This is a genomic window from Kitasatospora cineracea (assembly GCF_003751605.1).
Classification (GTDB): Bacteria; Actinomycetota; Actinomycetes; order Streptomycetales; family Streptomycetaceae; genus Kitasatospora; species Kitasatospora cineracea.
On record NZ_RJVJ01000001.1, the window covers coordinates 333,668 to 358,891 of the forward strand.

General features: G+C 71.4%; 21 protein-coding genes and 1 riboswitch. Of the genes, 16 read left to right on the forward strand and 5 right to left on the reverse strand.

Features of this window, described 5'->3' with window-relative positions; genetic code table 11:
• Window positions 1-61 precede the first annotated feature (61 nt).
• From EDD39_RS01455 to EDD39_RS01465, 3 genes are all read left to right on the forward strand, one after another.
• Entirely contained in the window at window positions 62-544 is a 483-nt protein-coding gene (locus EDD39_RS01455) for a GNAT family N-acetyltransferase (RefSeq protein WP_123552998.1), read from the forward strand.
• 170 nt (window positions 545-714) lie between these two features.
• Entirely contained in the window at window positions 715-1,128 is a 414-nt protein-coding gene (locus EDD39_RS01460; RefSeq protein WP_030457794.1) for an ATP-binding protein, read from the forward strand.
• Window positions 1,129-1,264: 136 nt separating this feature from the next.
• Entirely contained in the window at window positions 1,265-2,155 is an 891-nt protein-coding gene (locus tag EDD39_RS01465; protein ID WP_425269628.1) for an RNA polymerase sigma factor SigF, read from the forward strand.
• Window positions 2,156-2,243: 88 nt separating this feature from the next.
• Here the strand turns inward: EDD39_RS01465 and EDD39_RS01470 are convergent, their stop codons facing one another.
• Entirely contained in the window at window positions 2,244-2,672 is a 429-nt protein-coding gene (locus EDD39_RS01470; RefSeq protein ID WP_123553000.1) for a hypothetical protein, read from the reverse strand.
• Window positions 2,673-2,723: 51 nt separating this feature from the next.
• Here EDD39_RS01470 and EDD39_RS01475 point away from each other — a divergent pair, with 51 nt between their 5' ends.
• Together EDD39_RS01475 and EDD39_RS01480 are read left to right on the forward strand one after the other, a co-directional pair.
• Window positions 2,724-3,695, forward strand: coding sequence for a diacylglycerol/lipid kinase family protein (locus tag EDD39_RS01475; RefSeq protein ID WP_123553002.1), 972 nt, complete (start codon window positions 2,724-2,726; stop codon window positions 3,693-3,695).
• A gap of 343 nt (window positions 3,696-4,038) precedes the next feature.
• Entirely contained in the window at window positions 4,039-4,290 is a 252-nt protein-coding gene (locus tag EDD39_RS01480; protein ID WP_014138019.1) for a WhiB family transcriptional regulator, read from the forward strand.
• Window positions 4,291-4,630: 340 nt separating this feature from the next.
• Here EDD39_RS01480 and EDD39_RS01485 read toward each other — a convergent pair whose 3' ends face one another.
• From EDD39_RS01485 to EDD39_RS01495, 3 genes are all read right to left on the reverse strand, one after another.
• The gene (locus tag EDD39_RS01485; RefSeq protein ID WP_123553004.1) at window positions 4,631-6,151 is read right to left on the reverse strand and encodes a sensor histidine kinase; all 1,521 of its coding nucleotides are present in this window, start codon (window positions 6,149-6,151) and stop codon (window positions 4,631-4,633) included.
• A gap of 358 nt (window positions 6,152-6,509) precedes the next feature.
• On the reverse strand, window positions 6,510-7,568 hold the full coding sequence (locus tag EDD39_RS01490; protein ID WP_030457799.1) for an SIS domain-containing protein: 1,059 nt from the start codon (window positions 7,566-7,568) through the stop codon (window positions 6,510-6,512).
• A gap of 220 nt (window positions 7,569-7,788) precedes the next feature.
• Entirely contained in the window at window positions 7,789-9,093 is a 1,305-nt protein-coding gene (locus EDD39_RS01495; RefSeq protein WP_123553006.1) for an extracellular solute-binding protein, read from the reverse strand.
• A 1,205-nt stretch (window positions 9,094-10,298) separates the two neighbouring features.
• Here EDD39_RS01495 and EDD39_RS01500 point away from each other — a divergent pair.
• From EDD39_RS01500 to EDD39_RS01535, 8 genes are all read left to right on the forward strand, one after another.
• Entirely contained in the window at window positions 10,299-11,591 is a 1,293-nt protein-coding gene (locus EDD39_RS01500) for an extracellular solute-binding protein (RefSeq protein WP_244256561.1), read from the forward strand.
• A gap of 164 nt (window positions 11,592-11,755) precedes the next feature.
• Window positions 11,756-12,745, forward strand: a complete 990-nt coding sequence (locus EDD39_RS01505; RefSeq protein WP_244256562.1) for a carbohydrate ABC transporter permease — start codon at window positions 11,756-11,758, stop codon at window positions 12,743-12,745.
• A complete protein-coding gene (locus tag EDD39_RS01510) occupies window positions 12,742-13,662 on the forward strand; it encodes a carbohydrate ABC transporter permease (protein WP_123553010.1) in 921 nt (306 codons plus the stop codon). The genes EDD39_RS01505 and EDD39_RS01510 overlap by 4 nt, the downstream gene beginning before the upstream one ends.
• Before the next feature lie 65 nt (window positions 13,663-13,727).
• On the forward strand, window positions 13,728-15,302 hold the full coding sequence (locus EDD39_RS01515; RefSeq protein WP_123553012.1) for a glycoside hydrolase family 3 protein: 1,575 nt from the start codon (window positions 13,728-13,730) through the stop codon (window positions 15,300-15,302).
• Between the two features lie 194 nt (window positions 15,303-15,496).
• Window positions 15,497-16,282, forward strand: a complete 786-nt coding sequence (locus EDD39_RS01520) for a GntR family transcriptional regulator (protein WP_030457805.1) — start codon at window positions 15,497-15,499, stop codon at window positions 16,280-16,282.
• 246 nt (window positions 16,283-16,528) lie between these two features.
• Window positions 16,529-16,837 (forward strand): DUF3311 domain-containing protein, encoded by a 309-nt coding sequence (locus EDD39_RS01525; RefSeq protein ID WP_123553014.1) that lies wholly within the window; start codon window positions 16,529-16,531, stop codon window positions 16,835-16,837.
• 20 nt (window positions 16,838-16,857) lie between these two features.
• Window positions 16,858-18,453, forward strand: coding sequence for a monocarboxylate uptake permease MctP (mctP, locus tag EDD39_RS01530; RefSeq protein WP_123560033.1), 1,596 nt, complete (start codon window positions 16,858-16,860; stop codon window positions 18,451-18,453).
• A gap of 166 nt (window positions 18,454-18,619) precedes the next feature.
• On the forward strand, window positions 18,620-19,378 hold the full coding sequence (locus EDD39_RS01535; protein WP_123553016.1) for a histidine phosphatase family protein: 759 nt from the start codon (window positions 18,620-18,622) through the stop codon (window positions 19,376-19,378).
• Window positions 19,379-19,601: 223 nt separating this feature from the next.
• Here EDD39_RS01535 and EDD39_RS01540 read toward each other — a convergent pair whose 3' ends face one another.
• Entirely contained in the window at window positions 19,602-20,582 is a 981-nt protein-coding gene (locus tag EDD39_RS01540; protein ID WP_123560035.1) for a helix-turn-helix domain-containing protein, read from the reverse strand.
• Window positions 20,583-20,857: 275 nt separating this feature from the next.
• On the opposite strand from EDD39_RS01540, the gene EDD39_RS01545 reads away from it, so the two are divergent.
• The 3 genes from EDD39_RS01545 (at window position 20,858) to EDD39_RS01555 (ending at window position 25,177) form a co-directional block, all read left to right on the forward strand.
• Entirely contained in the window at window positions 20,858-21,352 is a 495-nt protein-coding gene (locus EDD39_RS01545; RefSeq protein WP_123553018.1) for a GNAT family N-acetyltransferase, read from the forward strand.
• A 91-nt stretch (window positions 21,353-21,443) separates the two neighbouring features.
• Window positions 21,444-21,570, forward strand: a riboswitch (cobalamin riboswitch).
• Between the two features lie 173 nt (window positions 21,571-21,743).
• On the forward strand, window positions 21,744-24,158 hold the full coding sequence (locus tag EDD39_RS01550; RefSeq protein ID WP_123553020.1) for a ribonucleoside-diphosphate reductase subunit alpha: 2,415 nt from the start codon (window positions 21,744-21,746) through the stop codon (window positions 24,156-24,158).
• Window positions 24,158-25,177, forward strand: coding sequence for a ribonucleotide-diphosphate reductase subunit beta (locus EDD39_RS01555; RefSeq protein ID WP_123553021.1), 1,020 nt, complete (start codon window positions 24,158-24,160; stop codon window positions 25,175-25,177). The genes EDD39_RS01550 and EDD39_RS01555 overlap by 1 nt, the downstream gene beginning before the upstream one ends.
• Window positions 25,178-25,224 lie beyond the last annotated feature (47 nt).

The following is a 25,224-nucleotide window of genomic DNA, read 5'->3' on the forward strand; positions in this document are numbered from 1 at the left end:
GTGCTGCCCCGGGCATAAAGCCCATTCCGGATGAAGGGGTGAGATGAGTACGCTCGACCGTATGATCCGCACCGCGACTCCCGCCGACGTCCCCTTCGTCCACACCATGATCCGCGAACTCGCCGAGTACGAGCGGGCACTGCCCGAGGCGAAGGCCACCCGGGAGCAGCTGCACGACGCGCTGTTCGGTGAGCACCCGGCGGTGTTCGGCCTGATCGCCGAGGAGGAGGGCTCGGGCGAGCCGGTCGGCTTCGCGCTCTGGTTCCGCAACTTCTCGACCTGGCGCGGCACCCACGGCATCTACCTGGAAGACCTGTACGTCCGCCCGGAGAAGCGCGGCGGCGGCCACGGCAGGGCGCTGCTGACCGAGCTGGCCCGGATCTGCGTGGAGCGCGGCTACCAGCGCCTGGAGTGGTCGGTGCTGGACTGGAACGAGCCCTCGATCGGCTTCTACAAGTCGCTCGGCGCGGTGCCGATGGACGAGTGGACGGTCTTCCGGCTGACCGACGGCGCGCTCGCCGAGCTCGGCTCCCGGCCGCGCTGAGCGCGTCCCCCTTCGAACGGTGATCCCTCGTTCCCGTGACGGTGCGGCGAGATCACGACAGACCACCCCCGGGCGCGGTAACGTCTCGGGGCACAAGGCAGTTGAACCGAGCCAGTGGTGTTGGCAGCTTCCCCCGGCCGCAAGCACCGTGCGTCACCCAGGAGGTGAGGGTGTCCCAGATCGACGGCGAGCCCGGAGTGAAGGACTTCGTTGAGGTCCGGCTGCCCGCGGCGGGCGCCTATCTCTCGGTGCTGCGAACGGCGACGGCCGGTCTCGCGGCACGACTCGACTTCACCCTGGACGAGATCGAGGACCTCCGCATCGCGGTGGACGAGGCCTGCGCGATCCTGCTCCAACAGGCCGTTCCCGGCTCGATCCTGAGCTGCGAGTTCCGGCTGGTGGACGACGCGCTGCGGGTGACCGTCTCCGCCCCGACCACCGACGGCCGGGCCCCGGAGCGGGACACCTTCGCCTGGACGGTGCTCTCCGCGCTGGCCGGCGAGGTGGACTCCGCGGTCGGGTCGGACAACACGGTCTCGATCAGCCTGAACAAGAAGCGCGGCGGGTCGCCGGGCCAGCCGTAGCCAGTGACGTGTTCTCGGAACGGAACGGGTGATCGCCGTGAGTGATCTGGACCGCACAGTTGCCGTCGTACCGCCCCAGGCGAGCGCCGCCCGCACCGCCGCCCCTGACGAAGCCTTCCCGAAGGACTCCCACCGGATGAGCCAGCCGACCGACCCGAAGCCCGAGCGGCCCGAGACGGCGCCCGCGGCCGAGCCCGCGGAGGGCGGCGGCCCGGCGGCCGCCGCCGAGGCCGTGCGCTCGACCGTCCCGGCGCAGGGGCACCGCAGCGGCGCCCCGGACCGCGAGGCGGCCCGGGCGCTGTTCGTGCGGCTGTCCCAGCTGCCGGAGGGGTCGCCGGAGCGGGTGGAGATCCGCAACCAGCTGGTCCGGATGCACATCCCGCTGGTGGAGCACCTGGCCCGCCGCTTCCGCAACCGCGGCGAGCCGCTGGACGACCTGACCCAGGTCGCCACCATCGGCCTGATCAAGTCGGTGGACCGGTTCGACCACGAGCGCGGGGTGGAGTTCTCCACGTACGCGACGCCGACCATCGTCGGCGAGATCAAGCGGCACTTCCGGGACAAGGGCTGGGCGGTGCGGGTGCCGCGCCGGCTGCAGGAGCTGCGGCTGTCGCTGACCACGGCGACCAGCGAACTCTCCCAGCGGCACGGCCGGTCGCCGACGGTGCACGAGCTGGCCGAGCACCTGGGCATCTCGGAGGAGGACGTGCTGGAGGGCCTGGAGTCCGCCAACGCGTACTCCACGCTCTCGCTGGACGTGCCGGACAGCGACGACGAGTCGCCGGCCGTGGCGGACACCCTGGGCGCCACCGACGAGGCGCTGGAGGGCGTCGAGTACCGGGAGTCGCTGAAGCCGCTGCTGGCCCAACTCCCGCCCCGGGAGCAGAAGATCCTGGTGCTGCGGTTCTTCCGGAACATGACCCAGTCGCAGATCGCGGCCGAGGTGGGCATCTCCCAGATGCACGTCTCCCGGCTGCTGGCCCGCACCCTGGCGCAGCTGCGCGAGAAGCTGCTGGTCGAGGAGTAGCCCCCGCGCACGACGCCGTAGGGCACCGCACGACGCCGCAGGGCCCGCCCCCGCCCGGGGACGGGCCCTGCGGCGTGCCGGCGGGCGGCTACTGCTCGTCGGGGGCGCCGTAGAGCACGGTGGTGACCTTCGGGTTGAGCAGCGTGACGATGCCGGCCAGGCCGATCACCGCGACGGCGACGCCGGCCGCGGTCATCGCCGCGCCGCCGGGCTGCCACATGTAGTAGGCGACGGGCAGGCAGATGGAGTTGGTGAGCACTGCGGGGCTGCGGCCCCAGCGCTGCCCGCGCAGCAGCGCGCGGGCGGCCAGCAGCGGCAGCAGGCCCATCAGCAGCAGGACGGCGCCGCCCAGCTCGGCGCGGCCGAAGTCGGCGTCCGCGCCGGTGAAGCCGGACAGCAGGTTGTAGACGCCCCAGCCGGCCATGGCCGCGCCCTCCAGCGCGGTGGTCGCCGCACCGACGAGCAGCGGAACGGGCCGGGCGGCGGGGGCGGGGGCGGGGGCGGATTCAGCGGTCACCGGGCCAGGGTAGCGGTGGGCTTATGTCGGGCGGGTCGTAGGCTGATCACCATGCGCGCTCTCCTGGTCGTGAACCCGAAGGCGACCACCACCAGTGGCCGGACCCGGGACGTGCTGATCCACGCCCTGCGCAGCGACCTGAAACTGGACGTCGCGCAGACCCAGTACCGCGGCCACGCCCGGGACCTGGCCCGGCAGGCGGCCGAGGACGGCTCGGTGGACCTGGTGGTGGCGCTGGGGGGCGACGGCACGGTCAACGAGGTGGTGAACGGCCTGCTGACGCACGGGCCGGGCGAGCGGGTGCCGCGGCTGGCGGTGGTGCCGGGCGGTTCGACCAACGTGTTCGCCCGCGCGCTGGGCCTGCCGAACGACCCGGTGGAGGCGACCGGCGCGCTGCTGGACGCGCTGGCGGGCCGTCGGGAGCGGGCGATCGGCCTGGGCAAGGCGCTGACCGACGGGCTGCCGGACCGCTGGTTCACCTTCACCGCGGGCCTGGGTTTCGACGCGGGCGTGGTGGGCCGGGTGGAGCACCAGCGCCGGGCGGGGCGCAAATCCACCCACGCGCTCTACCTGGTGGAGGCGCTCCGGCACTACATCACCGAGCGTGAACACCGCCGTTCGGGGCCGATCTCCCTGGAGATCAATGGCGAGGACCCGGTGCCGGGCATGGTGATGGCCATAGTGTCGAACACTTCACCGTGGACGTTCCTGGGTTCCCGTCCGGTCTTCCCCTCGCCGTCGGCGTCCTTCGAAACCGATCTGGACATCTTCGGCATCACTCGAATGACCGCGTTCCGGACCGCTCGAACGGTCCGTCAGATCCTCCGTCCGCTGCCCGCCGCGGAGGGGGGCGAACGCCCGCCCGGCCCGTCCGGCAAGCACCTCGTCTCCTATCACGACGTTCGGCACTTCACCTTGGTTTCAGAGGAACCGGCCCCGTTTCAGGTCGACGGGGACCACCTTGGAGACAGGAGTCGCGTCAGTTTCACAGGCGTACGGCGGGCACTGCGTGTGATTGTGTGACCAGAAGGGGGGGCTTGCCTTGCACTCGAACGTTCGAACCCCTTCACCCCATAGAAGTACCGCCTGTGAGGTAGGCGACACCGAAGAATCAAAAATTTCTTGCCGAAGGGGGTTGTATCCGGCTTCGAGGTTTGCGAACCTCTACATGGCGATCGGGACACACCGCAGCGGGACACCGCGGGAGAGCCCCTCGAATCGCCGAACCCCCCTCAGCACAGACCGCCCGGGCCCGATGGGCCTTAGGTCCCTTTTGCTGTTGCGGGATTCGTGAAAGCGTTCACATTCACAAGCCATTCGAGTGAGTCGCGGGCCGCAGCCCGTCGACCGGAGGAGTTGGACGACCATGGACTGGCGCCACCGCGCTGTCTGCCGCGAAGAGGACCCGGAGCTGTTCTTCCCGATCGGGAACACCGGCCCTGCTCTGCTGCAGATCGAGGAAGCCAAGGCCGTGTGCCGCCGTTGTCCCGTGATGGAGCAGTGCCTGCAGTGGGCGCTGGAGACCGGCCAGGACGCCGGCGTCTGGGGCGGCATGAGCGAGGACGAGCGTCGCGCGATGAAGCGCCGCGCTGCCCGCAACCGCGCCCGCACCGCCTGACACACCCGCTGACGCACCGTCAGCAGTAGTACGGATCAACCCACGATCAAGGGTTCGGCCGCGACTGGCCGGCCGAGCCTTCCCGAACGGGCCCCGCTCGATCCGCGGGGCCGACGACGCGAGCCGTCCGGGCACTTGATACTGTTCACGCAGAGCAATATCGTTGGCCTGTGGCGCTCACCGTGTGCAATGCACGGAGGCGGGCGTCGCGCCACACCAGAAGCCCCCGTTCCGGCCGACTCCCCCCGACGGCCGGACCGGGTCGAGAGGCCCTGCCGACCCACCCCCCCGGTCGGCAGGGCCTCGTTTCTGTCTCCGCGGCCCTGCCGGGGCGGCCCCGTCAGCGGACGGGGATCTCCAGCACCACCTTGGTGCCGCCCTCGGGCGCGGCCACCATGTCGAAGCTGCCGCCGAGTTCGCCGGTGGCCAGGGTGCGGACGATCTGCAGGCCGAGGTTTCCGGCCTGCTGCGGGTCGAAGCCCTCGGGCATGCCGCGGCCGTCGTCCTGCACGGTGATCAGCAGGTACTCCTCGGCCTTCACGCCGTTGTTCCAGGTGTCCGACCAGCCCTTGCCGCCGGCCGGGGCGCGGCCGCGCAGCGCGCTGACCTCCATGCTGCCGGAGGCGCTGGGCCCGAAGGCGTGCTCCAGGGCGTTCTGGGTGAGTTCGGTGAGGATCATCGCCAGCGGGGTGGCGACCTCGGCGGACAGGATGCCGAAGGAGCCGCTGCGGCGGGCCACCACCCGGCCGTCCTGGGAGAGTTCCATCACCATGGCCAGCACCCGGTCGGCGATCTCGTCGAACGCCACCGACTCGTCCAGGGCCTGGGAGAGCGTCTCGTGCACGATGGCGATCGAGCCGACCCGGCGGACGGCCTCGTCCAGGGCGGCCCGGCCGGCCGGCGAGTCCATCCGGCGGGACTGCAGCCGCAGCAGCGCGGCGACGGTCTGCAGGTTGTTCTTCACCCGGTGGTGGATCTCCCGGATGGTGGCGTCCTTGGTCATCAACTCGCGGTCGCGGCGCCGCAGTTCGGTGACGTCCCGGCAGAGCACCAGGGAGCCGGTGGGGGTGCCCTTGGGCTTGAGCGGGATGGTCCGCAGGGTCACCACGCCGCCCTGGGCCTCGATCTCGGTCTGCCGGGGCGCCCAGCCGCTGGCCATCTTCACCAGCGCCTCGTGCACCGCGCCGCGGCTAGGCGGCACCAGTTCGGCGGTGCTCTGGCCGAGGTGACTGCCCACCAGGTCGGTGGTCAGCCCGAGCCGGTGGTAGGCGGAGAGCGCGTTGGGGCTGGCGTACGTCACCACGCCCTCCACGTCGAGCCGGATCAGGCCGTCGCCGACCCGGGGCGCGGCGTCCATGTCGGCCTGTTCGGCGCCCGGGAAGGGGAAGCTGCCGGCCGCGATCATCTGGGCCAGGTCGGAGGCGCTCTGCAGGTAGGTGAGCTCCAGCCGGCTGGGGGTGCGGACGGTCAGCAGGTTGGTGTTGCGGGCGATCACGCCGAGCACCTTGCCGTCCCGTCGCACCGGGATGGACTCCACCCGCACCGGCACCTCCTCCCGCCACTCCGGGTCGCCCTCGCGGACGATCCGCCCCTCGTCGTAGGCGGCGTCCAGCAGCGGGCGGCGGCCGCGCGGCACCAGGTGGCCGACCATGTCGTCCTGGTACGAGGTGGGGCCGGTGTTGGGCCGCATCTGGGCCACCGAGACGTAGCGGATGCCGTCCCAGGTGGGGATCCACAGCACCAGGTCGGCGAAGGACAGGTCGGAGAGCAGCTGCCACTCCGAGACCAGGAGGTGCAGCCACTCCACGTCGGCACCGGTGAGGGTGGTGTGGCGGCGGACGAGTTCGTTCAGCGAGGGCACACGGTGAGGGTATCGCCGTCCGCCTCGGCCCACGTTGTCCAGACCAATTGCGGGCCGCCTCTGGACAACCACAATTGGTCTAGTCCACAATGAACATGCACCAAGGAGAGGCCCTCCGCGCAACTGCCCTGACCGCGCGAGGCCCCTCCTCGGTCGGAGGCGTCGTTCGAGGGTCCCGCACAACTCTCGGACGGTCCCCGCCTCCGGCATACAGCTCCGGGCTACGGTGCCGCACGGGTTGAGGGTCCTGTGTCGGCGCCGTGGCCCGTAGTGTTTTCCGGCCCCGGGCCGGACGCCCCGCAACAGCACGACGGCCGCCCCGCGAGGATCTCGCGGGGCGGCCGTCGGCGTTGCGCCGTCAGTGCGTCTCGGTGACCTTGGCGAGGGCGCGCGGGGCGTCCGGGTCCTGGCCGCGGGCGATGGTGACCTCGTAGGCCAGCAGCTGCAGCGGCAGGATCTCCAGGATCGGCTGGACCTCCTCGGGCACGCCGGCCGGCAGCGCGAAGCCCGCGCTGGCGGCCTCCACCTGCGCCTGCTGGCCGATCACGACCAGGTCGGCGCCGCGGCCGCGCAGGCGGTCCAGGACGGGCTGCAGGGCCTCGCCGCCCTTGCCGTCCGGGACGATCGCGATGACCGGCGAGACGTTGTCGACCATGGCCAGCGGGCCGTGCAGCAGGTCGGCGCCGGAGAACGGGGAGGCCGGGATGTAGGTGGTCTCCATCAGCTTCAGCGCCGCCTCGCGGGCGGTCGGGTAGCCGTAGCCGCGCGAGGTGATGACCAGGCGCTGGGCGAAGCGGTAGCGCTCGGCCAGGTCCTTGACCTCGCCCTGCCGGGCCAGGATGCCCGCCGCCAGCTCGGGCAGCACCTTCGCGGCGGAGCCGTCGCCGCCCCGCAGGCCCTCGACGAACAGGTACAGCGCCAGCAGCTCGGCGGTGTAGGTCTTGGTGGCGGGCAGCGCCTTCTCCGGCCCGGCCAGCACGTCGATGTGGAACTCGGAGACCTCGGCGAGCGGCGAGGCGGCGTTGTTGGTGACCGCCAGGGTGATCGCGCCGGCCTCGCGGGCCGCCTTGGTGGAGGCCACCAGGTCGGGCGAGCCGCCGGACTGGCTGACGGTGATGACCAGGCAGTCGGCGAGGTCCGGCTTGGCGCCGTACGCGGTGGTGGTGGACATCGAGGTGAGGCCGGCCGGCTTGCCGAGCAGCACCTCGATCAGGTACTTGGCGTACAGCGCGGCGTTGTCGGAGGTGCCGCGGGCGGTGAGCAGGACGAAGCGCGGGTTGCGGGCGGCGATCTGCGCGGCGATCTCACGGATCGCGGGCGCACCCTCGTCGAGGATGCGCTGCAGGACGGCCGGCTGCTCGGCCATCTCCGCCGACATGATCCTGCCGGGTACGGAAACAGTCTGCGGGTCGGACATCGGGGTGTGCCTCCGTGGAGAGATGGTTCTACCCCGTGGGGCGGGACGCCCGACGGGGACCTCTGAACGGCGGCGAGTCCGCACCCTCGCTGCATGGAACTGTTCTGTGCCGATCCTACGTGCGACCGGGCCCCGCAGCACACTCCGTGACGGTGCGTCGGGGCCCGGTCTCAAGGACCGGGACGCCGGCCGGCGGGCCGGCGTCCCGGTCGCGCGCCGGTCAGCCCGGGTTGTTGATCAGCTGGTCGATCTGCGCGTCGGCCTCCTTGGTGGCCTCGTCGACGCTCTTGCCCGCGAAGACCGCGTTCAGCATGTTGACCAGGATGTTCTGCTTCTCGACCGCGCCCCAGCCGGGGGCGAGCGGGGTGAACCAGGCGTCCTGGACGGCGTTGGCGGCCGCGGCGGTGGCCGGCTTGTTCTTCAGCGGGGCCAGCTGGACCAGGTTGTTCGGCAGGGTGTCCTTGTCGGCCAGCACCTGCTCGGACTTGGTGCTGGTGAACATCCGCACCCAGTCGGTGGCGATCTTCGCGCTCTGCGACTTGGCGGTGACCGCTAGGTCGGAGCCGCCGATGAAGGACGGCAGCGGCTTCCCGCCCGGGCCGGGCATCGCGGCGAGCCGCAGCGAGTCCTTGAGCGCCGGGGTGCCGGTGATCGGCGCGATCGCGGTGCTCAGCTCCCAGCCGTTGGCGTAGATCAGGCCGGCCTTCTCGTGGCCGAGCACGTTGGCCTGCTCGGCCTCGTTGACCTTGTAGTCGCCGCTCTTGTTGTACTTCTTCACCAGGTCGACGAAGTGCTGCAGGCCCTGCTGGGACTTGGCGTCGTGCAGGGTGCCGTGCCAGTTGCCGGTCTGGTCGAACTTGGCGATCGAGCCGCCGTACGCCATGACGTAGGACATCGCGGCGTACCAGTAGGGGCCGGGCAGGTACAGCGAGGAGTAGCCGGTCGTGCCCTTGAACTTGCTCTGCACCTTGTCGAGGGCGGCGGTCAGGTCGTCCTCGTTCTGCGGCAGGTCGGCGGAGCCGGTGGCGTCCAGGAACATCTTCGAGTTGTAGACGCCGACCCGGGCGCCCGCGTAGTAGGGCACGCAGTAGAGCGTGTCCTTGTAGGTGCAGGTGTCGGAGAGGCCCTTGATCCAGTTGTCCGCGTTGTCGAAGCCGGCGCGGTCCACGGCCAGCAGCGAGCCGTTGACGATGTACTTCAGCGTCTCGGTGTTGCCCAGCTCGACCACGTCCGGGGCCTGGCCGGCGGCGATCGCGGCGTCCAGTTCGGAGACCTTGGTCTGCCAGTCGTGGTAGCTGAGCTTGATCTGGACCTTCGGGTACTTCTGGGCGAACTCGTCGTTGACCTGCTGGACCAGCTCGGGCCAGCTCTTCTGGGCGTCGTTCATCAGCCACACGGTCACGGTGCCGGTCATGTTTTTCGTGTCGGCGTTCGACGCCGAAGACGACGGGCTGCCGGACGAGCAGCCCGCGGCGGTGGCCAGCAGGGCGGCGGTGCTGAGCGTGGCCAGTACCTGACGCTTCACGCAATCCTCCGGATGGGGGCGGGGAGGTCTGCGCGGTGGTACAGACCAGATTTCCGGATCTTGGCCTAGACCAATTTGGGGCGTCAATGCGGGTGCGGTTTCGCACCCTGCTCGTTGTCAATCCGTTGCCTTCCTTGGCCCGACCACGTCAACCACCGGCGGGGAAGTGCCCTGTGCATGACTTTAGGCTCACTTAAGGTGACCCAGGGTGAGAGGAATGGATCGAGCGCAATTCCGGAAATCCCCGGCCACCCGATTTCCCGGCCCCGGCGGCCGGGGTTTCCCCCACCGGCCGCGGCACCGGCGGGCCCGGCCCGGGGCGCCGGGAGTGCCGGGCGGACGGGCGGGGCGGGCCGCCGTCCGTCGAGTACGCACGAGTTCCCCGACGCACCGGATCGGCGCCGCCGGGGGCCGGCCGCCGGGGGCCGGACCTGCGACGGGCGGCCCGGGACGGTGCGCCGACGGACGGGTGGGCGGCGCCCGGCGCCGGGGCGACCCCGGCCGGCAGGGGGCAAAACACCGGGGCCCGCGGCGGGCCGGCCGCCGGTCCGGGGAAATCGGCGGAACTCCCGGCGGTGATTGCCGGCCGGTTTTTCGCGGCCGCGACGGGGAAATCCGGGGGCGGCCGGGGCCCGGTATTCGGCCCGCGCCATTCGGCCGGGAAACTCCGCCGCTTTCGGCCCGGCCCGGGGCCCGCGGGCCCGCGCGGGGGCGCCTCGCACGCGAGCGCGCCCCACGCGCGGGCACGGGAGCGACGGGCACGGGGGTCGGCGTCCGGCCCGGCCGCGGCCGGCGCCGGGTCGGCGTCCGGGCCCGAACCCGCCCTTGACATGACCGCACAAATATGCGGTCCCGGACCACCCGCTCCGCCGCCGCGGCGGCGAGGTGTCCCGATAGGTCCCATTTCCTCCCGGGGTTGGTCCAGTCCAACACGGCCGAGTCAAGCGTTGATAACGGCTTGTGCAACCGCTCTTTGAACCCTTGACGCTCGTCATTGGTCCATGCCAACCTCCAGGCGTTGGTCTAAACCAATGGTCTACTCCACCTCACGGACCGACCCGCCGGCCCCGGCAGTTCGTGCCCGTGTCACCCGGTGACGTTCCCCACATACGGCACAACGCAGCTCCAGGCCAGTCGGCCCAGCAGCCCGGTGCCCTACCTTGCTCATCCCTCTGGAGGATGGTTTGAACCGCAAGATCGCAGCCGTGGCCGCTATCGCCACCGTGCTCGTCGCCTCGGCCTGCTCGTCGTCTTCGTCCGGCAGCAAGTCGAGCGGTGATGTCCTGAGCACGGACGGCAAGGGCAAGAAGATCACCGTCTGGCTGATGGACGACGCCCAGAAGGGCTGGAACGAGGTCGTCGAGGCGGCGAAGGCCGAGTTCAAGCAGAAGACCGGCGCCGACGTCGACATCCAGTGGCAGACCTGGACCAACTACACCACCAAGCTCGACACCGCCCTGCTCTCGGGCAACGCCCCCGACGCGATCGAGGTCGGCAACACCCAGGCCGCCAAGTACATCGACGCCGACTCGTTCGTCGACCTCACCTCGGTCAAGAGCAAGTTCGACAACTCGGACAAGTGGCTGGACTCGCTGGCCGCCTCCGGCCAGTCCCCCGACGGCTCCAAGACCTACGCCGTCCCGTACTACGCCGGCGCCCGCGTCGTGATCTACCGCAAGGACCTCTTCGAGGCCGCCGGTGTCACCCAGGCCCCGACCACCCTGGCCGAGCTGAAGGACGCCCTGACCAAGGTCAAGGCCGCCAACGCCAGCACCCCGGGCTTCTCCGCGATGTACCTGCCGGGTCAGAACTGGTACACCGCCGTCTCCTTCGGCGCGGGCACCTACGGCGTGAAGAACGTCATCGCCAAGAAGGACGGCGACAAGTGGGCCAGCACCCTGGCCGACCCGAAGTTCGTCGAGGGCATCTCGACCTGGAACGACCTGCAGAAGAACTTCTCCACCGGTGGCACCACCTCCGACGAGGCCACCCAGGACGCCCTGATGGCCAAGGGCAACATCGCCTCCATCGTCGGCAACGGCTGGGAGGTCTCCTCCGTGGCCGACCCGAAGACCGGCGACCCGTCCCTGAAGGACAAGCTCGGCACCTTCGCCCTCCCGGGCGCCGCGGCCGGCAGCACCACCCCGGCCTTCCTGGGCGGCTCCGACCTGGCCGTCCCGACCAACGCCAAGAACGCCGGCCTGGGCGCGACCTTCCTGCAGATCTTCACCAACACCGCGCAGCAGACCCTGCTCGCCAAGCACGCCATCCCGAACGCCAAGAACCTGGTCGACGCCTACAAGGCCGCCGACCCGGCGAACAAGGCGACCGGTGACGCGGCCCAGGGCGAGACCTGGTTCATCCCGAACACCCCGCTGTGGTCCGGCACCAACGAGACCGCGCTGAAGACCGCCTTCGGTGCGATCGCCGCCGGTGGCGACCCGGCCACCGAGCTGAAGAAGGCGAACGACGACCTCCTGAAGACCCTGAACGGCTGATCCAGCTCCAGCTGAACCGCAGGTCGGCCCGGGGAGTCCAACGGTGCTCCCCGGACGGACCACCGCACTGAGCGCCGGATAAGGGGGTGGGCAGTCCGCGATACCGCGGACTGCCCACCCGTGCGCCAGGACCGACCAGATCCGCGGGCCCGGGAAGGACCCTGATGAGTGTGACCACCAACGAGACCGTGACCCGGTCCGAGAACCAGGGGCCTGCCCCGACGGGGAAGCCGCAGCGGCGCGGGTTCTTCGCGGCCGGCCATTACATCCCCTACACCCTGCTGCTGCCCGCGGTCGTCGTACTGGCGGGCGTTCTGGCGTACCCGCTGTACCGGCTGATCGACCTGGCGTTCCAGAACGTCAACAAGTACGCGCTGCTGGTCCACCCGGAGCGGGCGAAGTACGTCGGCTTCGACGGCTTCTCCCGGGTCTTCGGCGACAGCGAGTTCTGGGAGGTCGTGCTCCGCTCGATCTACTTCACCGCGGAGCTGGTCATCCTCTCCATGGTGCTGTCCATGGCGCTGGCACTGCTGCTCAACCGGGTCTCCAACTGGGTCCGGGTCACCGTGATCACGGTGATGATGTTCGTCTGGTCGATCCCGGCCCTGGTCAACGGCCAGGTGTTCCGCTGGCTGTTCTCCCCGCAGGGCGGCGTCGTCGACTACATCGCGTACCTGGTCACCGGCGACGAGAGCTGGAAGAACTACGACTGGTTCGCGGACGCGCACGTCGGCCTCTACGTGGTCGGCGCCGCGGTCGTCATCTGGGGCGCGCTGCCCTTCCTCGTCCTGGGCCTGTACGCCGCGCTGACCCAGGTGCCCAAGGAGCTGATGGAGGCCGCCAAGCTGGACGGCGCCAACAGCTTCCAGGCGTTCCGCAACGTCACCCTGCCGGTCATCCGGCCGTTCCTGATGATCTCCACCGCGCTGAGCTTCATCTGGGACTTCCAGGTCTTCGCGCAGATCTTCGCGCTGCGCAACACCTCGCCCGAACCCGGCTACCGGACCATCGGCACCTACCTGTACATGCAGGGCATCGTCGCCTCCCGGTACAGCGAAGCCTCGGTGATCTCGATCGCCATGATCGTCATGATGCTGGCGGTTCTCGTGTACTACATCCGCCAGATGCTCAAGATCGGAGCCAACGAGCGATGACCACGGACGTCTCCACCACCGCTCCGAAGACCCCGCTGCCGCTCGCCCCGGCCAAGCGGAAGAAGTCCAAGGAGACCGAGGTCGGCCGCAGCGGCGCCATGACCTGGGTCTGGAACACCGTCGCCCTGGTCGTGGCGGTCGTGATGGCCTTCCCGATCTACTGGATGATCATCACCACGTTCAAGACGAACCGGGACCTGATCTCCAAGGACCCGACCTTCTGGCCCTCCTCGTTCTCGCTCGACAGCTACCGGACGATCTTCGACGACGACCAGTTCCTGCCCAGCCTCGGCCACACCCTGGTGCTGACCCTCGGCGCGGTCGTGCTGGGCGTCGCGGTCGGCTTCCTGGCGGCGGTCGGCGTGGCCCGGTTCAACTTCCGCGGCCGCAACTTCTTCATCGTCACCATGCTGGTGGTCCAGATGGTGCCGCTGCTGGCGATCATCATCCCGCTGTTCGTGGTGATGAACAGCCTCAACATGACCGGCGGCCTGTTCGGCGTCATCCTCGCCTACCTGGTCTTCACCGTCCCGTACGTGATCTGGACGCTGCGCTCCTTCATCGTGAACATCCCGGCGGAGCTGGACGAGGCCGCGATGGTCGACGGCTGCACCCAGTGGGGCGCGTTCTTCCGCGTCATCCTGCCGCTCACCCTGCCCGGCCTGATCACCACCTCGGTCTACAGCTGGATCCAGGCCTGGAACGAGTTCATCGTCGCCAAGACCCTGCTGGGCACCAGCGGCATGAACACCTCGATGACCTGGCTGACGTTCTACTCGACCACTCCCACCCGCGGCGCGGACTACGGCGCGCAGATGGCCGGCGGCCTGCTGGTCTCGCTGCCCGTGATCATCCTGTTCGTGTTCTTCCAGAAGAAGGTGTCGGCGGGTCTCACCGCCGGTGCGGTCAAGGGCTAAGCCCCCTCCCCCACCCCCACTGCACCTGAAACACCTCTCTCACCTCCAGGGAAGGAACCAAGGCGATGCCCGGTACGGAAAGCGCCGATCTCCTCCGCGACGCCGGAGCGGTCCTGCAGCCCGGCTTCGCCGGTCTGACCGCGCCGGAGTGGCTGCGCCGCAGACTGGGCGACGGCGAACTCGGCGGCGTCGCCCTGTTCGGCCGCAACATCCGCACCCCGCAGCAGGTCGCCGCGCTGACCTCGGAGCTGTACGCGCTCAACGGCGACCTGCTGGTCGCCACCGACGAGGAGGGCGGCGACGTCACCCGCCTCGAGGTGGTCAGCGGTTCCTCCTACCCGGGCAACCTGGCGCTCGGCGAGGTCGACGACACCGACCTCACCGAGCGGGTCGCCCGCTCCATCGGCTTCGACCTGTCCAGCGTCGGCGTGAACCTCAACTACGCGCCCGACGCGGACGTCAACTCCAACCCGGACAACCCGGTGATCGGCGTCCGCTCCTTCGGCGGCGACGGCGAGCTGGCCGCCCGGCACACCGCCGCGTACGTCCGCGGCCTGCAGTCCGCGGGCGTCGCGGCCTGCGCCAAGCACTTCCCCGGCCACGGCGACACGGCCGGCGACTCGCACCTCGGGCTGCCCCGGATCGACCTGGCCCTGGACCAGTTCGCCGCGCACCTGCTGCCCTTCCGCGCCGCCATCGCGGCCGGCGTGAAGAGCATCATGACCGCGCACATCCTGTTCGACGCCTACGACGCCCAGCTGCCCGCGACCATGTCGCAGCGCATCCTCACCGGCCTGCTCCGCGAGGAGCTCGGCTTCGACGGGCTGATCGTCACCGACGGCATCGAGATGGGCGCCATCTCCGGCACCCACGGCGTCGCGGCCGGCTCGGTCCGGGCCGTCGCGGCCGGCGCCGACACCATCTGCGTCGGCGGCGGCCTGCAGGACGAGGACGCCTTCGTCTACCTGCGCGACGCCCTGGTCTGGGCGGTCCGCGAGGGCCGGCTGTCCGCCGAGCGGCTGCACGAGGCCGCCGAGCGCAACCGGGCCGTCGCCCGCTGGTCGTCCGGGCTGCGGGCCTCGCTGGTCGGCCAGCAGGCCGAGGTCGGCGTCGGCCTGACCGCCGCCCGCCGGGCGCTGCGGGTCACCGGCGAGCTGCGCCCGCTGGGCGGCGTCCCGCACGTGGTCGAGTTCTCCCCCGGCGCGAACATCGCGGCCGGCGACGAGACCCCGTGGGGCGTGGCCGGCCCGCTGGCCGAGCTGGTGCCCGGCACCACCTCCAGCCGGGTCGCCCCGCCCGCGACCGTGACCGAGGGCTCCGGCCTGCTGCACGTCGCGGTGGCCGCCGAGGACGCCGAGATCGACACCGCCCCGCTGCTCGGCGCGGCGGTCGGCCGCCCGCTGGTGCTGGTGGTGCGCGACGCGCACCGGCACGGCTGGATGCGCCGGGCCGCGCTGGCCCTGGTCGAGCACCGGCCGGACGCGGTCGTGGTGGAGATCGGCACCGCCCACGGGACGGCCGAGCTGTTCGCCCCGAGCGGGGTGACCACGCTGGCCACCTACGGCGGTTCGCGGGTCTGCGCGATCGCCGCCGCGGAGGCCCTGGCGGGGCTCGCGGTGACGGCCGCCAAGGCCGGCTGAGACACTCGGGGCGGGCCCGGGGCGGGCGCCAGGCGCCCGTTCCGGGCCCGTCGCGTACCCGCCCGCGGGCCCGCCGCGGGGGCGCGAATGCGGCCGGGGCTCACCTCCGGTCTCCCGTGCGTGCAAACATGTGCTGTTACATAGGACTTAGGGGTCCGTTAAGGGACCGCCTCCAACGAGGAGTGAGAGCTGCCATGAGTGGCGACAGGGACACGGCGGCGCTCGCCGAGGGCTCCACCGTGCCGACCCAGACCGGCCCTGCCACCGCCACGGCCCGGGTCCCCAAGTACTACGGGCTCAAGCGGCACCTGCTGCAGCTGACCGAGACCCAGCCGGCCGGCACGCCGGTCCCGCCGGAGCGCGCGCTGGCCGCCCAGTTCGACACCTCGCGCACCACCGTCCGGCAGGCCCTGCAGGAGCTGGTCGTCGAGGGCCGGCTGGAGCGCATCCAGGGCAAGGGCACCTTCGTGGCCAAGCCGAAGGTCGCCCAGGCCCTCCAGCTCACCTCGTACACCGAGGACATGCGGGCCCAGGGCCTGGAGCCGACCTCCCGGCTGGTCGAGGTCGCCTACATCTCGGCCGACGACCGGCTCGCCCCGCTGCTGGACATCAAGCCCGGCGGCCGGGTGCTGCGGATCGAGCGCCTGCGGCTGGCCAACGGCGACCCGATGGCGATCGAGGTGGCGCACCTGTCCGCCAAGCGCTTCCCCGCGCTCCGGCGCAACCTGGCCAAGCACAACTCGCTGTACACCGCGCTGCGCGAGGTCTACGGGGTGACGGTCGCGGAGGCCGAGGAGACCATCGAGACCACCCTGGCCAACCCGCGCGAGGCCGGCCTGCTCGGCTCCGACCTGGGCCTGCCGATGCTGCAGCTGTCCCGGCACTCCTTCGACGCGGACGGCGCGCCGGTCGAGTGGGTGCGCTCGATCTACCGGGGCGACCGCTACAAGTTCATCACCCGCCTGAACCGGCCGTCCTGAACCGGCCGTCCTGAACCGGCCGTCCTGAACCGGCCGTCCTGGACCGGGCGGCCCGGCCGGGCGGCCCGGCGGCCTGACCTGTTCGGGGTACCGGGGCGATCCGGGTTGACAGGGTAGTGACACGGGTCGCTCCGCTGCCCTAGCCTCTCGGGGACCTTTCGATCACCGAGGGTGCTGCTCGGCGGGCGCACAGGCATGTGCGTTGCGGTGCCACTGAGGTGACTCCTCGTCATCCGGGAGCCGCTCGTGTCGTCGTCGCAAGTCCCTGCCCCGGGCGCACCGCCCGTGGTCTCCCCCGCCCGGGTGCTGGCGGGCCTGTGCCTGCTGGTGCCGATCGTGGTGGTGCTGTGGGTGCCGTCCTACAGCAAGACCTCCCCCGAGTTCGGCGGCCTGCCGTTCTTCTACTGGTACCAGCTGATGTGGGTGCCGGTGTCGGCGCTGTTCACCGGTGCCGCGTACCTGCTGATCCGGCGCGACGAGGCGGCCCGCAAGGCCGCCTCCGCCGGCTCCGGACCGGCCCTGCCCGCCCGGCCGTCGGACGGGGGGCTGTCGTGAAGCACGTGGACTGGACCGCGATGACGGTCTTCCTGCTGTTCTTCGCCGCGGTGACGGTGATGGGCTTCCTGGCCTCCCGCTGGCGCCGGGCCGCGGACGCCGAGCACCTGCACGAGTGGGGGCTGGGCGGCCGGAGCTTCGGCACCTGGATCACCTGGTTCCTGCTGGGCGGCGACCTGTACACCGCGTACACGTTCATCGCGGTGCCGGCGGCGATCTACGCGGCGGGCGCGGCGGGCTTCTTCGCGGTGCCGTACACGATCATCGCGTACCCGCTGGTGTTCCTGTTCCTGCCCCGGCTGTGGTCGGTCTCGCGGGTGCACGGGTACGTGACGCCGGCGGACTTCGTGCGCGGCCGGTACGGCTCGCGCGGGCTGTCGGTGGCGGTGGCGCTGACCGGCATCCTGGCGACCATGCCGTACGTGGCGCTGCAGCTGGTGGGCATCCAGGCGGTGCTGGACGTGCTGGGCGTGGGCGGCAGCGGCAACTGGTTCCTGAAGGACCTGCCGCTGTTCATCGCGTTCGGCGTGCTGGCCGCGTACACGTACTCCTCGGGGCTGCGGGCGCCGGCGCTGATCGCGTTCGTCAAGGACGCGCTGATCTACATCGTGATCATCGTGGCGGTGGTCTACATCCCGATGCGGCTGGGCGGCTACGGGCACGTGTTCGACGCGGCGCAGCACAAGTTCGCCACGCCGGGGCCGACCGGGAAGCCGAGCGGGGCGCTGGTGGTCGGGCCGTCCGGGCAGTGGGCGTACGCGACGCTGGCGTTCGGGTCGGCGCTGGCGCTGTTCATGTACCCGCACTCGGTGACGGGCGTGCTGGCGTCGAAGTCGCGCAACACGGTGCGCCGGAACATGGCGATCATGCCGGCGTACTCGCTGATGCTGGGGCTGCTGGCGCTGCTGGGCTTCCTGGCGATCGCGGCCGGGGTGGGCAAGGGCGTGAAGGGCTACAACAGCCAGCTGGCGGTGCCGCAGCTGTTCGCGGACATGTTCCCGTCCTGGTTCGCCGGGGTGGCGTTCGCGGCGATCGGGATCGGCGCGCTGGTGCCGGCCGCGATCATGTCGATCGCGGCGGCGAACCTGTTCACCCGCAACGTGTACAAGGAGTTCCTGAAGCCGGACGCGACGCCGGCCGAGGAGACCCGGGTGGCGAAGATCGCCTCGCTGCTGGTGAAGGTCGGCGCGCTGGTGTTCGTGCTGCGGATGGACAAGCAGGTGGCGATCAACTTCCAGCTGCTGGGCGGCCTGTGGATCCTGCAGACCGCGGTGGCGCTGGTGGCGGGCCTGTTCACCCGGTGGTTCCACCGCTGGGCGCTGCTGGCGGGCTGGGCGGTCGGCATGGTGTACGGCACCTGGATGGCGTGGGGGGTGTCCTCGGCGGCCACCAAGCACTTCGGCGGCAGCAACGCGAAGATCCCGGTGATCGGGGAGACCGGCTACATCGGTCTGACCGCGTTCGTGCTGAACCTGGCGGTGGCGGTGGTCCTGACGCTGGTGCTGCGGGCCCTGAAGGCCCCCGAGGGGGCCGACGAGACCTCGAAGGCGGACTACTCCGCGGAGGCCGGCGACGAGGCCGTGGAGCGCGCTCCACAGCCCGCGGCGGCGCACTGACGCACCGGGGGCGCAGACCTCCCCACCGTGCGCCCTGTGGTCGCGCCGTTGCCCCGATCGACACTGGGGTGACGGCGCGACCATCTGTTATGACTGCCCGTTCACTGGAGAGACCCGGGAGAGACGGGCGCACCGCACGCGCCACCGACCACGGGGAGCCGCCGCCATGACCGACCTCACCACGGTACGCAACGGGCACCGACCGGAGGCCCCGCAGCCGGACGGGGGGCCGAGACTGCCCTCGGTCCTGATCGCCACCCGGCACGGGGAGTCCACCGCCAACGTGGAGTTCCGGCACGCGGACGCCAGCGGCGCGCTCTCCGTCCCGATCACCTGCCGGGACGCCGACATCCCGCTCTCCCTGCACGGCCAGGACCAGGCCCGCGACCTGGGCCGCTGGTGGGCCGGGCGACCGCCCGCCGACCGGCCCCGCTCGGTGTGGTGCTCGCCGTACGTGCGCACCGCGGAGACCGCCCGGATCGCGCTGGCCCAGGCGTCCGGGCTGGGCGCCGTCCCGGTCGGGCTGCCGGTGCGCTACGACGAGCGGCTGCGGGACCGCGAGCTGGGCGTGCTGGAGATGCTGACCAAGGCCGCGATCGAGCGCGACCACCCGGCGGAGGCCGAGCGGCGGCGCCGGATGGGCGAGCTGTACTACCGGCCGCCGGGCGGCGAGTCCTGGCTGGACGTGGCGCTGCGGGTGCGCGACCTGCTGCGCGACCTGGGCGAGGAGGAGGCGGGCCGGCCGGTGCTGGTGGTGGCGCACGACTGCACGGTGCTGATGCTGCGGCACGTGCTGGAGCGGCCGGCCGAGGAGGAGCTGCTGGCGCTGCCGCCGGTGGCGAACTGCTCGACCAGCCTGTGGCGGTCCCGCGAGGGGCGGCTGCGCCCCGCCGGGTGGAACCGGACCGAGCACCTGTCGCCCTGAGACCGGCCCGCCCCGGCCCGGCCTGCCCCGGCCCACCCCGCCGGCTGCCGCAGCGCCCCGCTCGGGCTCCCTGGTGCTGCGGCCTGACGACAGCTTCCCGGCTCCCGGCTCCCGGCAACAGCTTCCCGAGCCCGACCGCCCTGCTCCTGCTCCCGTCCCGTCCCCCCGTCCCCGTCCTCCGCCCCCGTCCCGTCCCTCCGTCCCGGGTCCGTGGTGCGCAGCCTCAGGCGTCCTGGTGCTGCGGCCCGGTGACCCGGCGCGGGCCGCCGAAGGCCCGCCGGTAGGCCTGCGGGGTGGTGCCGAGCCGGCGGCCGAAGTGGTGCCGCAGGGTGGCGGCGTTGCCGAAGCCGCAGCGGGCGGCGATCGCGTCCACGCCCTCCCCGGTGGACTCCAGCAGGCGCTGCGCGAACAGCACCCGTTGGCCGGTGAGCCAGCGGTGCGGGGTGGTGCCGGTCTCCTCGCGGAAGCGGCGGGCGAAGGTCCGCGGCGACATGTGGGCGAGCCGGGCGAGCTGGTCGACGCCGGTCTCCCGGTCGAGGTGGCGGCGCATCCACTCCAGCACCCCGGCCAGCGACTCGCCGCCGCCCTCGGGCACCGGGCGGTTGATGAACTGGGCCTGCCCGCCGTCCCGGTGCGGGGCGACCACCATCCGGCGGGCGATCTCCCGGGCCACCTCGGCGCCCTGCACCTTGCGGACCAGGTGCAGGCAGGCGTCGATGCCGGCGGCGGTGCCGGCCGAGGTGATCACCGGGTGGTCGTCGACGTACAGCACGCCGGGTTCGACGGTGCTCAGCGGGAAGCGCTCGGCCATCAGGTCGGCGTAGCGCCAGTGGGTGGTGCAGCGGCGGCCGTCGAGCAGGCCGGCCGCGCCGAGCAGGAAGCTGCCGGAGCAGATCGACAGCAGGTGGGCGCCGCGGTCGTGGGCGGCCCGCAGCGCCGCGCAGAGCGCCTCGGGGTAGTGGGTGCGGATGCCGGTGGCGGTGGCGATCACCAGGTCGGCCTCGGCGATCCGTTCGGGGCCGTGCGGGACGTCGACGGTGAAGCCGGCGTGGGTGCGCATCGGGCCGGGGCGGTCGCCGACCAGGGCGAAGTCGTAGACCGGCAGGCCGGACTCGCTCCGGTCCAGGCCGAACACCTCGCAGGCCACCCCGAGTTCGAAGGGGTGGATCTCTTCCAGCACGACGACGGCGACGTTGTTCAGCATCCGCATGGGGCCAGGATGGCAGTGGCAGGATTTCGTGGCAATGGTGCGTTCCTGCCACTCGTGGCGGCCCCGGCCCGCCGGGACAGTGGAGGCATGACCACCGCGCTCGCCCTGCTGGGCCTCATCGGCAGTTTCGGACTCCTCGGCGTCCTGGTCGGCCGCGACCTGGACCGCAACGGCCGGACCGGCCGCGACGTCGTGCACCGGCCGACCGGCTACCCCTTCGACCCGGACCTGGCCGATCCCCGCCGGGGGCCGTCCGGCACACTGTCCGGATGCACTCCCCGACCGTCCGCCGCGCCCTGGAGCGCGACCTCGCCGGAGCCGGGGAGGTCAGCGTCGAGGCCTTCGTCGGCGACGGCCACACCCGCCCCGACTCCCCGTACGTCGACCTCCTGCGCGACGCCGCCCGCCGCGACCGGGAGGCCGAGGTCCTGGTCGCCGTCGACGACGCGGGAGCCGTGCTCGGCTGCGTGACCTTCGCGCCCGGCGGCACCGCGTGGGCGGACGTCGCCGGGCCCGGCGAGGGCGAGATCCGGATGCTCGCGGTCGGCGCGGCGGCCCGCGGCCGCGGCGTCGGCCGGGCGCTGGTGGCGGCGGCGATCGGGCGCAGCCGGGAACTCGGACTGGCCGGGATGGCGTTCTCCACCCGGCCGTCGATGACCGCCGCGCACCGGATCTACGACGCGCTGGGCTTCGTCCGCACCCCCGGGCGGGACTGGTCGGCGGCGCCCGGAATGGACCTGTGGGTCTACACGATGCGGTTCTGAGGCGGTTCCCGGGCAGTTTCGTTGTCTACGCGCGGCACCGCCGACGCGACACGCGCTACTACATCTGGTGCTTCCAGATCCAGCCACCACAACATGTATGCTCACTCTCGCTGTCGACGCAGGGGAATCCGGTGGAAGTCCGGGACTGCCCCGCAACGGTGAGCGGGCTGCAGCGACGCCCGCGCAGTCCGAGGACCTGCCGACGGTGTGCGACACGGCATCCCCGCAGACGCCATGCAGCACAGCTTTGCCGTCCGGTCTCGCGGGCGGACCGGGGGTGGTCTTCGGCGCGCCGGAACGCGTTCTCGTTCCTTCGTGCTGCCCTCCCCTGGCCGCGTGCGGTCCCGGACACCCGAGCCACGTCCGCCGCCGCCACAGGAGAGAGTGCGCCTTGACCGTCGCCGCCTCAGTCACCCTGCCGTCCCAGGGATCCGCCGACGCCTTCACCGATCCCGGTGCGGCGCTGCTCCGGCTGCTCACCGACCGCAGCACCGACCTCCCCCAGGTGGACCCCGGCCACGTCGCCGCCGCCGCGCTGCGCGGCCGCCACGCCGGTTCGGACTTCGCCGAGCTGCGCGGGCTGGCCGTGGAGGCCGCCGCGTCGATGATCGCCGAGGACCCGCAGTACTCGAAGCTGGCCGCCCGCCTGCTGGCGCTGGAGATCCGCGACGAGGCCGCGACCCAGCAGGTCACCTCGTTCTCCTCCTCGGTGGCCGTGGGCCACGCCGAGGGCCTGATCGGCGACGCCACCGCCGCGTTCGTGGCCGAGCACGCCGGCCTGTTCGACTCGCTGATCGACGAGGCGGCCGACGACCGCTTCGAGTACTTCGGCCTGCGCACCGTGCAGTCCCGCTACCTGCTGCGCCACCCGATCACCCGCAAGGTCGTCGAGACCCCGCAGCACTTCCTGCTGCGGGTGGCGGCGGGCCTGGCGGTCGGCACCACCGAGGAGTCGGTGCGCGAGGTCGCCGAGCTGTACGCCCTGATGAGCCGGCTGGAGTACCTGACCAGCTCGCCGACGCTGTTCAACTCCGGCACCCGGCACCCGCAGATGTCCTCCTGCTACCTGCTGGACTCGCCGCTGGACAACCTGGACTCGATCTACAACCGGTACGCGCAGATCGCCCGGCTGTCCAAGCACGCCGGCGGCATCGGCCTGTCCTACTCGCGGATCCGCTCCCGCGGCTCGCTGATCCGCGGCACCAACGGCCAGTCGAACGGCATCGTGCCGTTCCTGCGCACCCTGGACTCCTCCGTGGCGGCGGTCAACCAGGGCGGCCGGCGCAAGGGCGCGGCCTGCGTGTACCTGGAGACCTGGCACGCCGACATCGAGGAGTTCCTGGAGCTCCGCGACAACACCGGCGAGGAGGCCCGCCGGACCCACAACCTGAACCTGGCGCACTGGATCCCGGACGAGTTCATGCGCCGGGTCAACGCCAACGCCGACTGGTCGCTGTTCTCCCCGGCGGACGTGCCGGAGCTGGTCGACCTGTGGGGCGCCGAGTTCGACGAGGCGTACGTGAAGGCCGAGCTGGCGGGCAAGGCCGTGCGCACCATCCCCGCGCAGACCCTGTACGCCCGGATGATGCGCACCCTGGCGCAGACCGGCAACGGCTGGATGACCTTCAAGGACGCCTCCAACCGGGCCGCCAACCAGACCGCGCTGCCGGGCCGCACGGTGCACTCCTCGAACCTGTGCACCGAGATCCTGGAGGTCACCGACGACTCCGAGACCGCGGTCTGCAACCTCGGCTCGGTCAACCTGGGCGCGCACGTCGCCCCCGGCGCCACCGCCGCCGACCTGTTGAACGCGATGGACTGGGACCGCCTGGACGCCACCGTCCGCACCGCGGTGACCTTCCTCGACCGCGTGATCGACATCAACTTCTACCCGACCACCGAGGCCGGGACGTCCAACTCCCGCTGGCGCCCGGTCGGCCTGGGCGTGATGGGCCTGCAGGACGTCTTCTTCCAGCTGCGGATCGACTTCGACTCCGCCGAGGCGGTCGCCCTCTCCACCCTGATCGCCGAGCGCATCATGCTCACCGCGTACGAGCGCTCCGCCGACCTGGCCGAGCAGTTCGGCCGGCACGAGGCGTACGGCGAGACCCGGGCCGCCCGCGGCCAGCTGCACGTCGACCACTTCGGTGCCGCGAACCCGCAGTGGACCGAGCGCTGGGACGCGCTGCGCGCCCGGATCGCCGAGGTCGGCCTGCGCAACTCGCTGCTGCTCGCCATCGCCCCGACCGCGACCATCGCGTCCATCGCGGGCGTCTACGAGTGCATCGAGCCGCAGGTCTCCAACCTGTTCAAGCGCGAGACCCTGTCCGGCGAGTTCCTCCAGGTCAACCCGTACCTGGTGCGCGAGCTCAAGGAGCTGGGCGTCTGGGACCAGACCACCCGGGACGCGCTGCGCGACGCCAACGGCTCCATCCAGGAGTTCAACTGGCTGCCGCAGGAGGTCCGTTCGCTGTACCGCACGGCGTGGGAGCTGCCGCAGCGCGCGCTGATCGACCTGGCCGCCGCCCGGCAGCCGTACATCGACCAGAGCCAGTCGCTGAACCTGTTCATGGCGGCGCCGACCATCGGCAAGCTCTCCTCGATGTACTCCTACGCCTGGAAGGTCGGTCTGAAGACCACCTACTACCTGCGCTCCCGCCCGGCGACCCGGATCGCCCAGGCCGCGTCCGGAGCCGCCCGCACCGCCGCCCCCGTCCCGGTGCAGACCCCCTCCCTCTCCCAGGCCGAGCAGGACGCCATCGCCTGCTCGCTGGAGAACCCCGAGTCCTGCGAGGCCTGCCAGTAATGAGCTCCGAAGACCAGAAGAAGATGCTGCTCGACCCGGGCTTCGAGCTGACGCTGCGTCCGATGCGCTACCCGTCGTTCTACGACCGGTACCGGGACGCGATCAAGAACACCTGGACCGTGGAGGAGGTGGACCTGCACTCCGACGTCGCCGACCTCGCCAAGCTCTCCGAGGGCGAGCGGCACATGATCGGCCGGCTGGTCGCGTTCTTCGCCACCGGCGACTCGATCGTCTCCAACAACGTGGTGCTGAGCCTCTACAAGCACATCAACTCCCCCGAGGCCCGCCTCTACCTGTCGCGGCAGCTGTTCGAGGAGGCCGTGCACGTCCAGTTCTACCTGACGCTGCTGGACACCTACCTGCCCGACCCGGAGGACCGCAACGCCGCCTTCGCCGCGGTGGAGAACATCCCCTCCATCGCGCAGAAGGCCCAGTTCTGCTTCAAGTACATGAACGCGGTCGACCACATCGACTCGCTGCAGTCCAAGGACGACCGCCGGGCCTTCCTGCTCAACCTGATCTGCTTCGCTGCCTGCGTCGAGGGCCTGTTCTTCTACGGCGCGTTCGCCTACGTGTACTGGTTCCGCAGCCGCGGCCTGCTGCACGGCCTGGCCACCGGCACCAACTGGGTGTTCCGCGACGAGTCGATGCACATGGACTTCGCGATGTCGGTGGTCGACACCGTCCGCGCGGAGGAGCCCGACCTCTTCGACGACAAGATGGCCCAGCAGGTCACCGAGATGCTGGAGGAGGCCGTCGAGGCCGAGCTCCAGTTCGCCCGCGACCTGTGCGGCGAGGGCCTGCCCGGCATGAACACCGAGTCGATGCGCGAGTACCTCCAGGCGGTCGCCGACCAGCGCCTGGCCCGCCTCGGCCTGCCGGTCCGGTACGGCTCCACCAACCCGTTCGGCTTCATGGAGCTGCAGAACGTCCAGGAGCTGACCAACTTCTTCGAGCGCCGGGTCTCCGCCTACCAGATCGCCGTCGAGGGCTCGGTCTCCTTCGACGACGACTTCTAGGCCGCCGCCGGCCCGCAGGACAGCACGGAGGGCCGCACCCCCGCGGG

What these genes read in the sequence shown, in the direction of transcription:
- EDD39_RS01455 (WP_123552998.1), top strand. Translation starts at nt 62, where the DNA reads ATGATCCGCACCGCGACTCCCGCCGACGTCCCCTTCGTCCACACCATG.
- EDD39_RS01465 (WP_425269628.1), top strand. Translation starts at nt 1,265, where the DNA reads ATGAGCCAGCCGACCGACCCGAAGCCCGAGCGGCCCGAGACGGCGCCC.
- EDD39_RS01475 (WP_123553002.1), top strand. Translation starts at nt 2,724, where the DNA reads ATGCGCGCTCTCCTGGTCGTGAACCCGAAGGCGACCACCACCAGTGGC.
- EDD39_RS01480 (WP_014138019.1), top strand. Translation starts at nt 4,039, where the DNA reads ATGGACTGGCGCCACCGCGCTGTCTGCCGCGAAGAGGACCCGGAGCTG.
- EDD39_RS01490 (WP_030457799.1), bottom strand. Translation starts at nt 7,568, where the DNA reads ATGTCCGACCCGCAGACTGTTTCCGTACCCGGCAGGATCATGTCGGCG.
- EDD39_RS01505 (WP_244256562.1), top strand. Translation starts at nt 11,756, where the DNA reads ATGAGTGTGACCACCAACGAGACCGTGACCCGGTCCGAGAACCAGGGG.
- EDD39_RS01510 (WP_123553010.1), top strand. Translation starts at nt 12,742, where the DNA reads ATGACCACGGACGTCTCCACCACCGCTCCGAAGACCCCGCTGCCGCTC.
- EDD39_RS01515 (WP_123553012.1), top strand. Translation starts at nt 13,728, where the DNA reads ATGCCCGGTACGGAAAGCGCCGATCTCCTCCGCGACGCCGGAGCGGTC.
- EDD39_RS01520 (WP_030457805.1), top strand. Translation starts at nt 15,497, where the DNA reads ATGAGTGGCGACAGGGACACGGCGGCGCTCGCCGAGGGCTCCACCGTG.
- mctP (WP_123560033.1), top strand. Translation starts at nt 16,858, where the DNA reads ATGACGGTCTTCCTGCTGTTCTTCGCCGCGGTGACGGTGATGGGCTTC.
- EDD39_RS01535 (WP_123553016.1), top strand. Translation starts at nt 18,620, where the DNA reads ATGACCGACCTCACCACGGTACGCAACGGGCACCGACCGGAGGCCCCG.
- EDD39_RS01540 (WP_123560035.1), bottom strand. Translation starts at nt 20,582, where the DNA reads ATGCTGAACAACGTCGCCGTCGTCGTGCTGGAAGAGATCCACCCCTTC.
- EDD39_RS01545 (WP_123553018.1), top strand. Translation starts at nt 20,858, where the DNA reads ATGCACTCCCCGACCGTCCGCCGCGCCCTGGAGCGCGACCTCGCCGGA.
- EDD39_RS01555 (WP_123553021.1), top strand. Translation starts at nt 24,158, where the DNA reads ATGAGCTCCGAAGACCAGAAGAAGATGCTGCTCGACCCGGGCTTCGAG.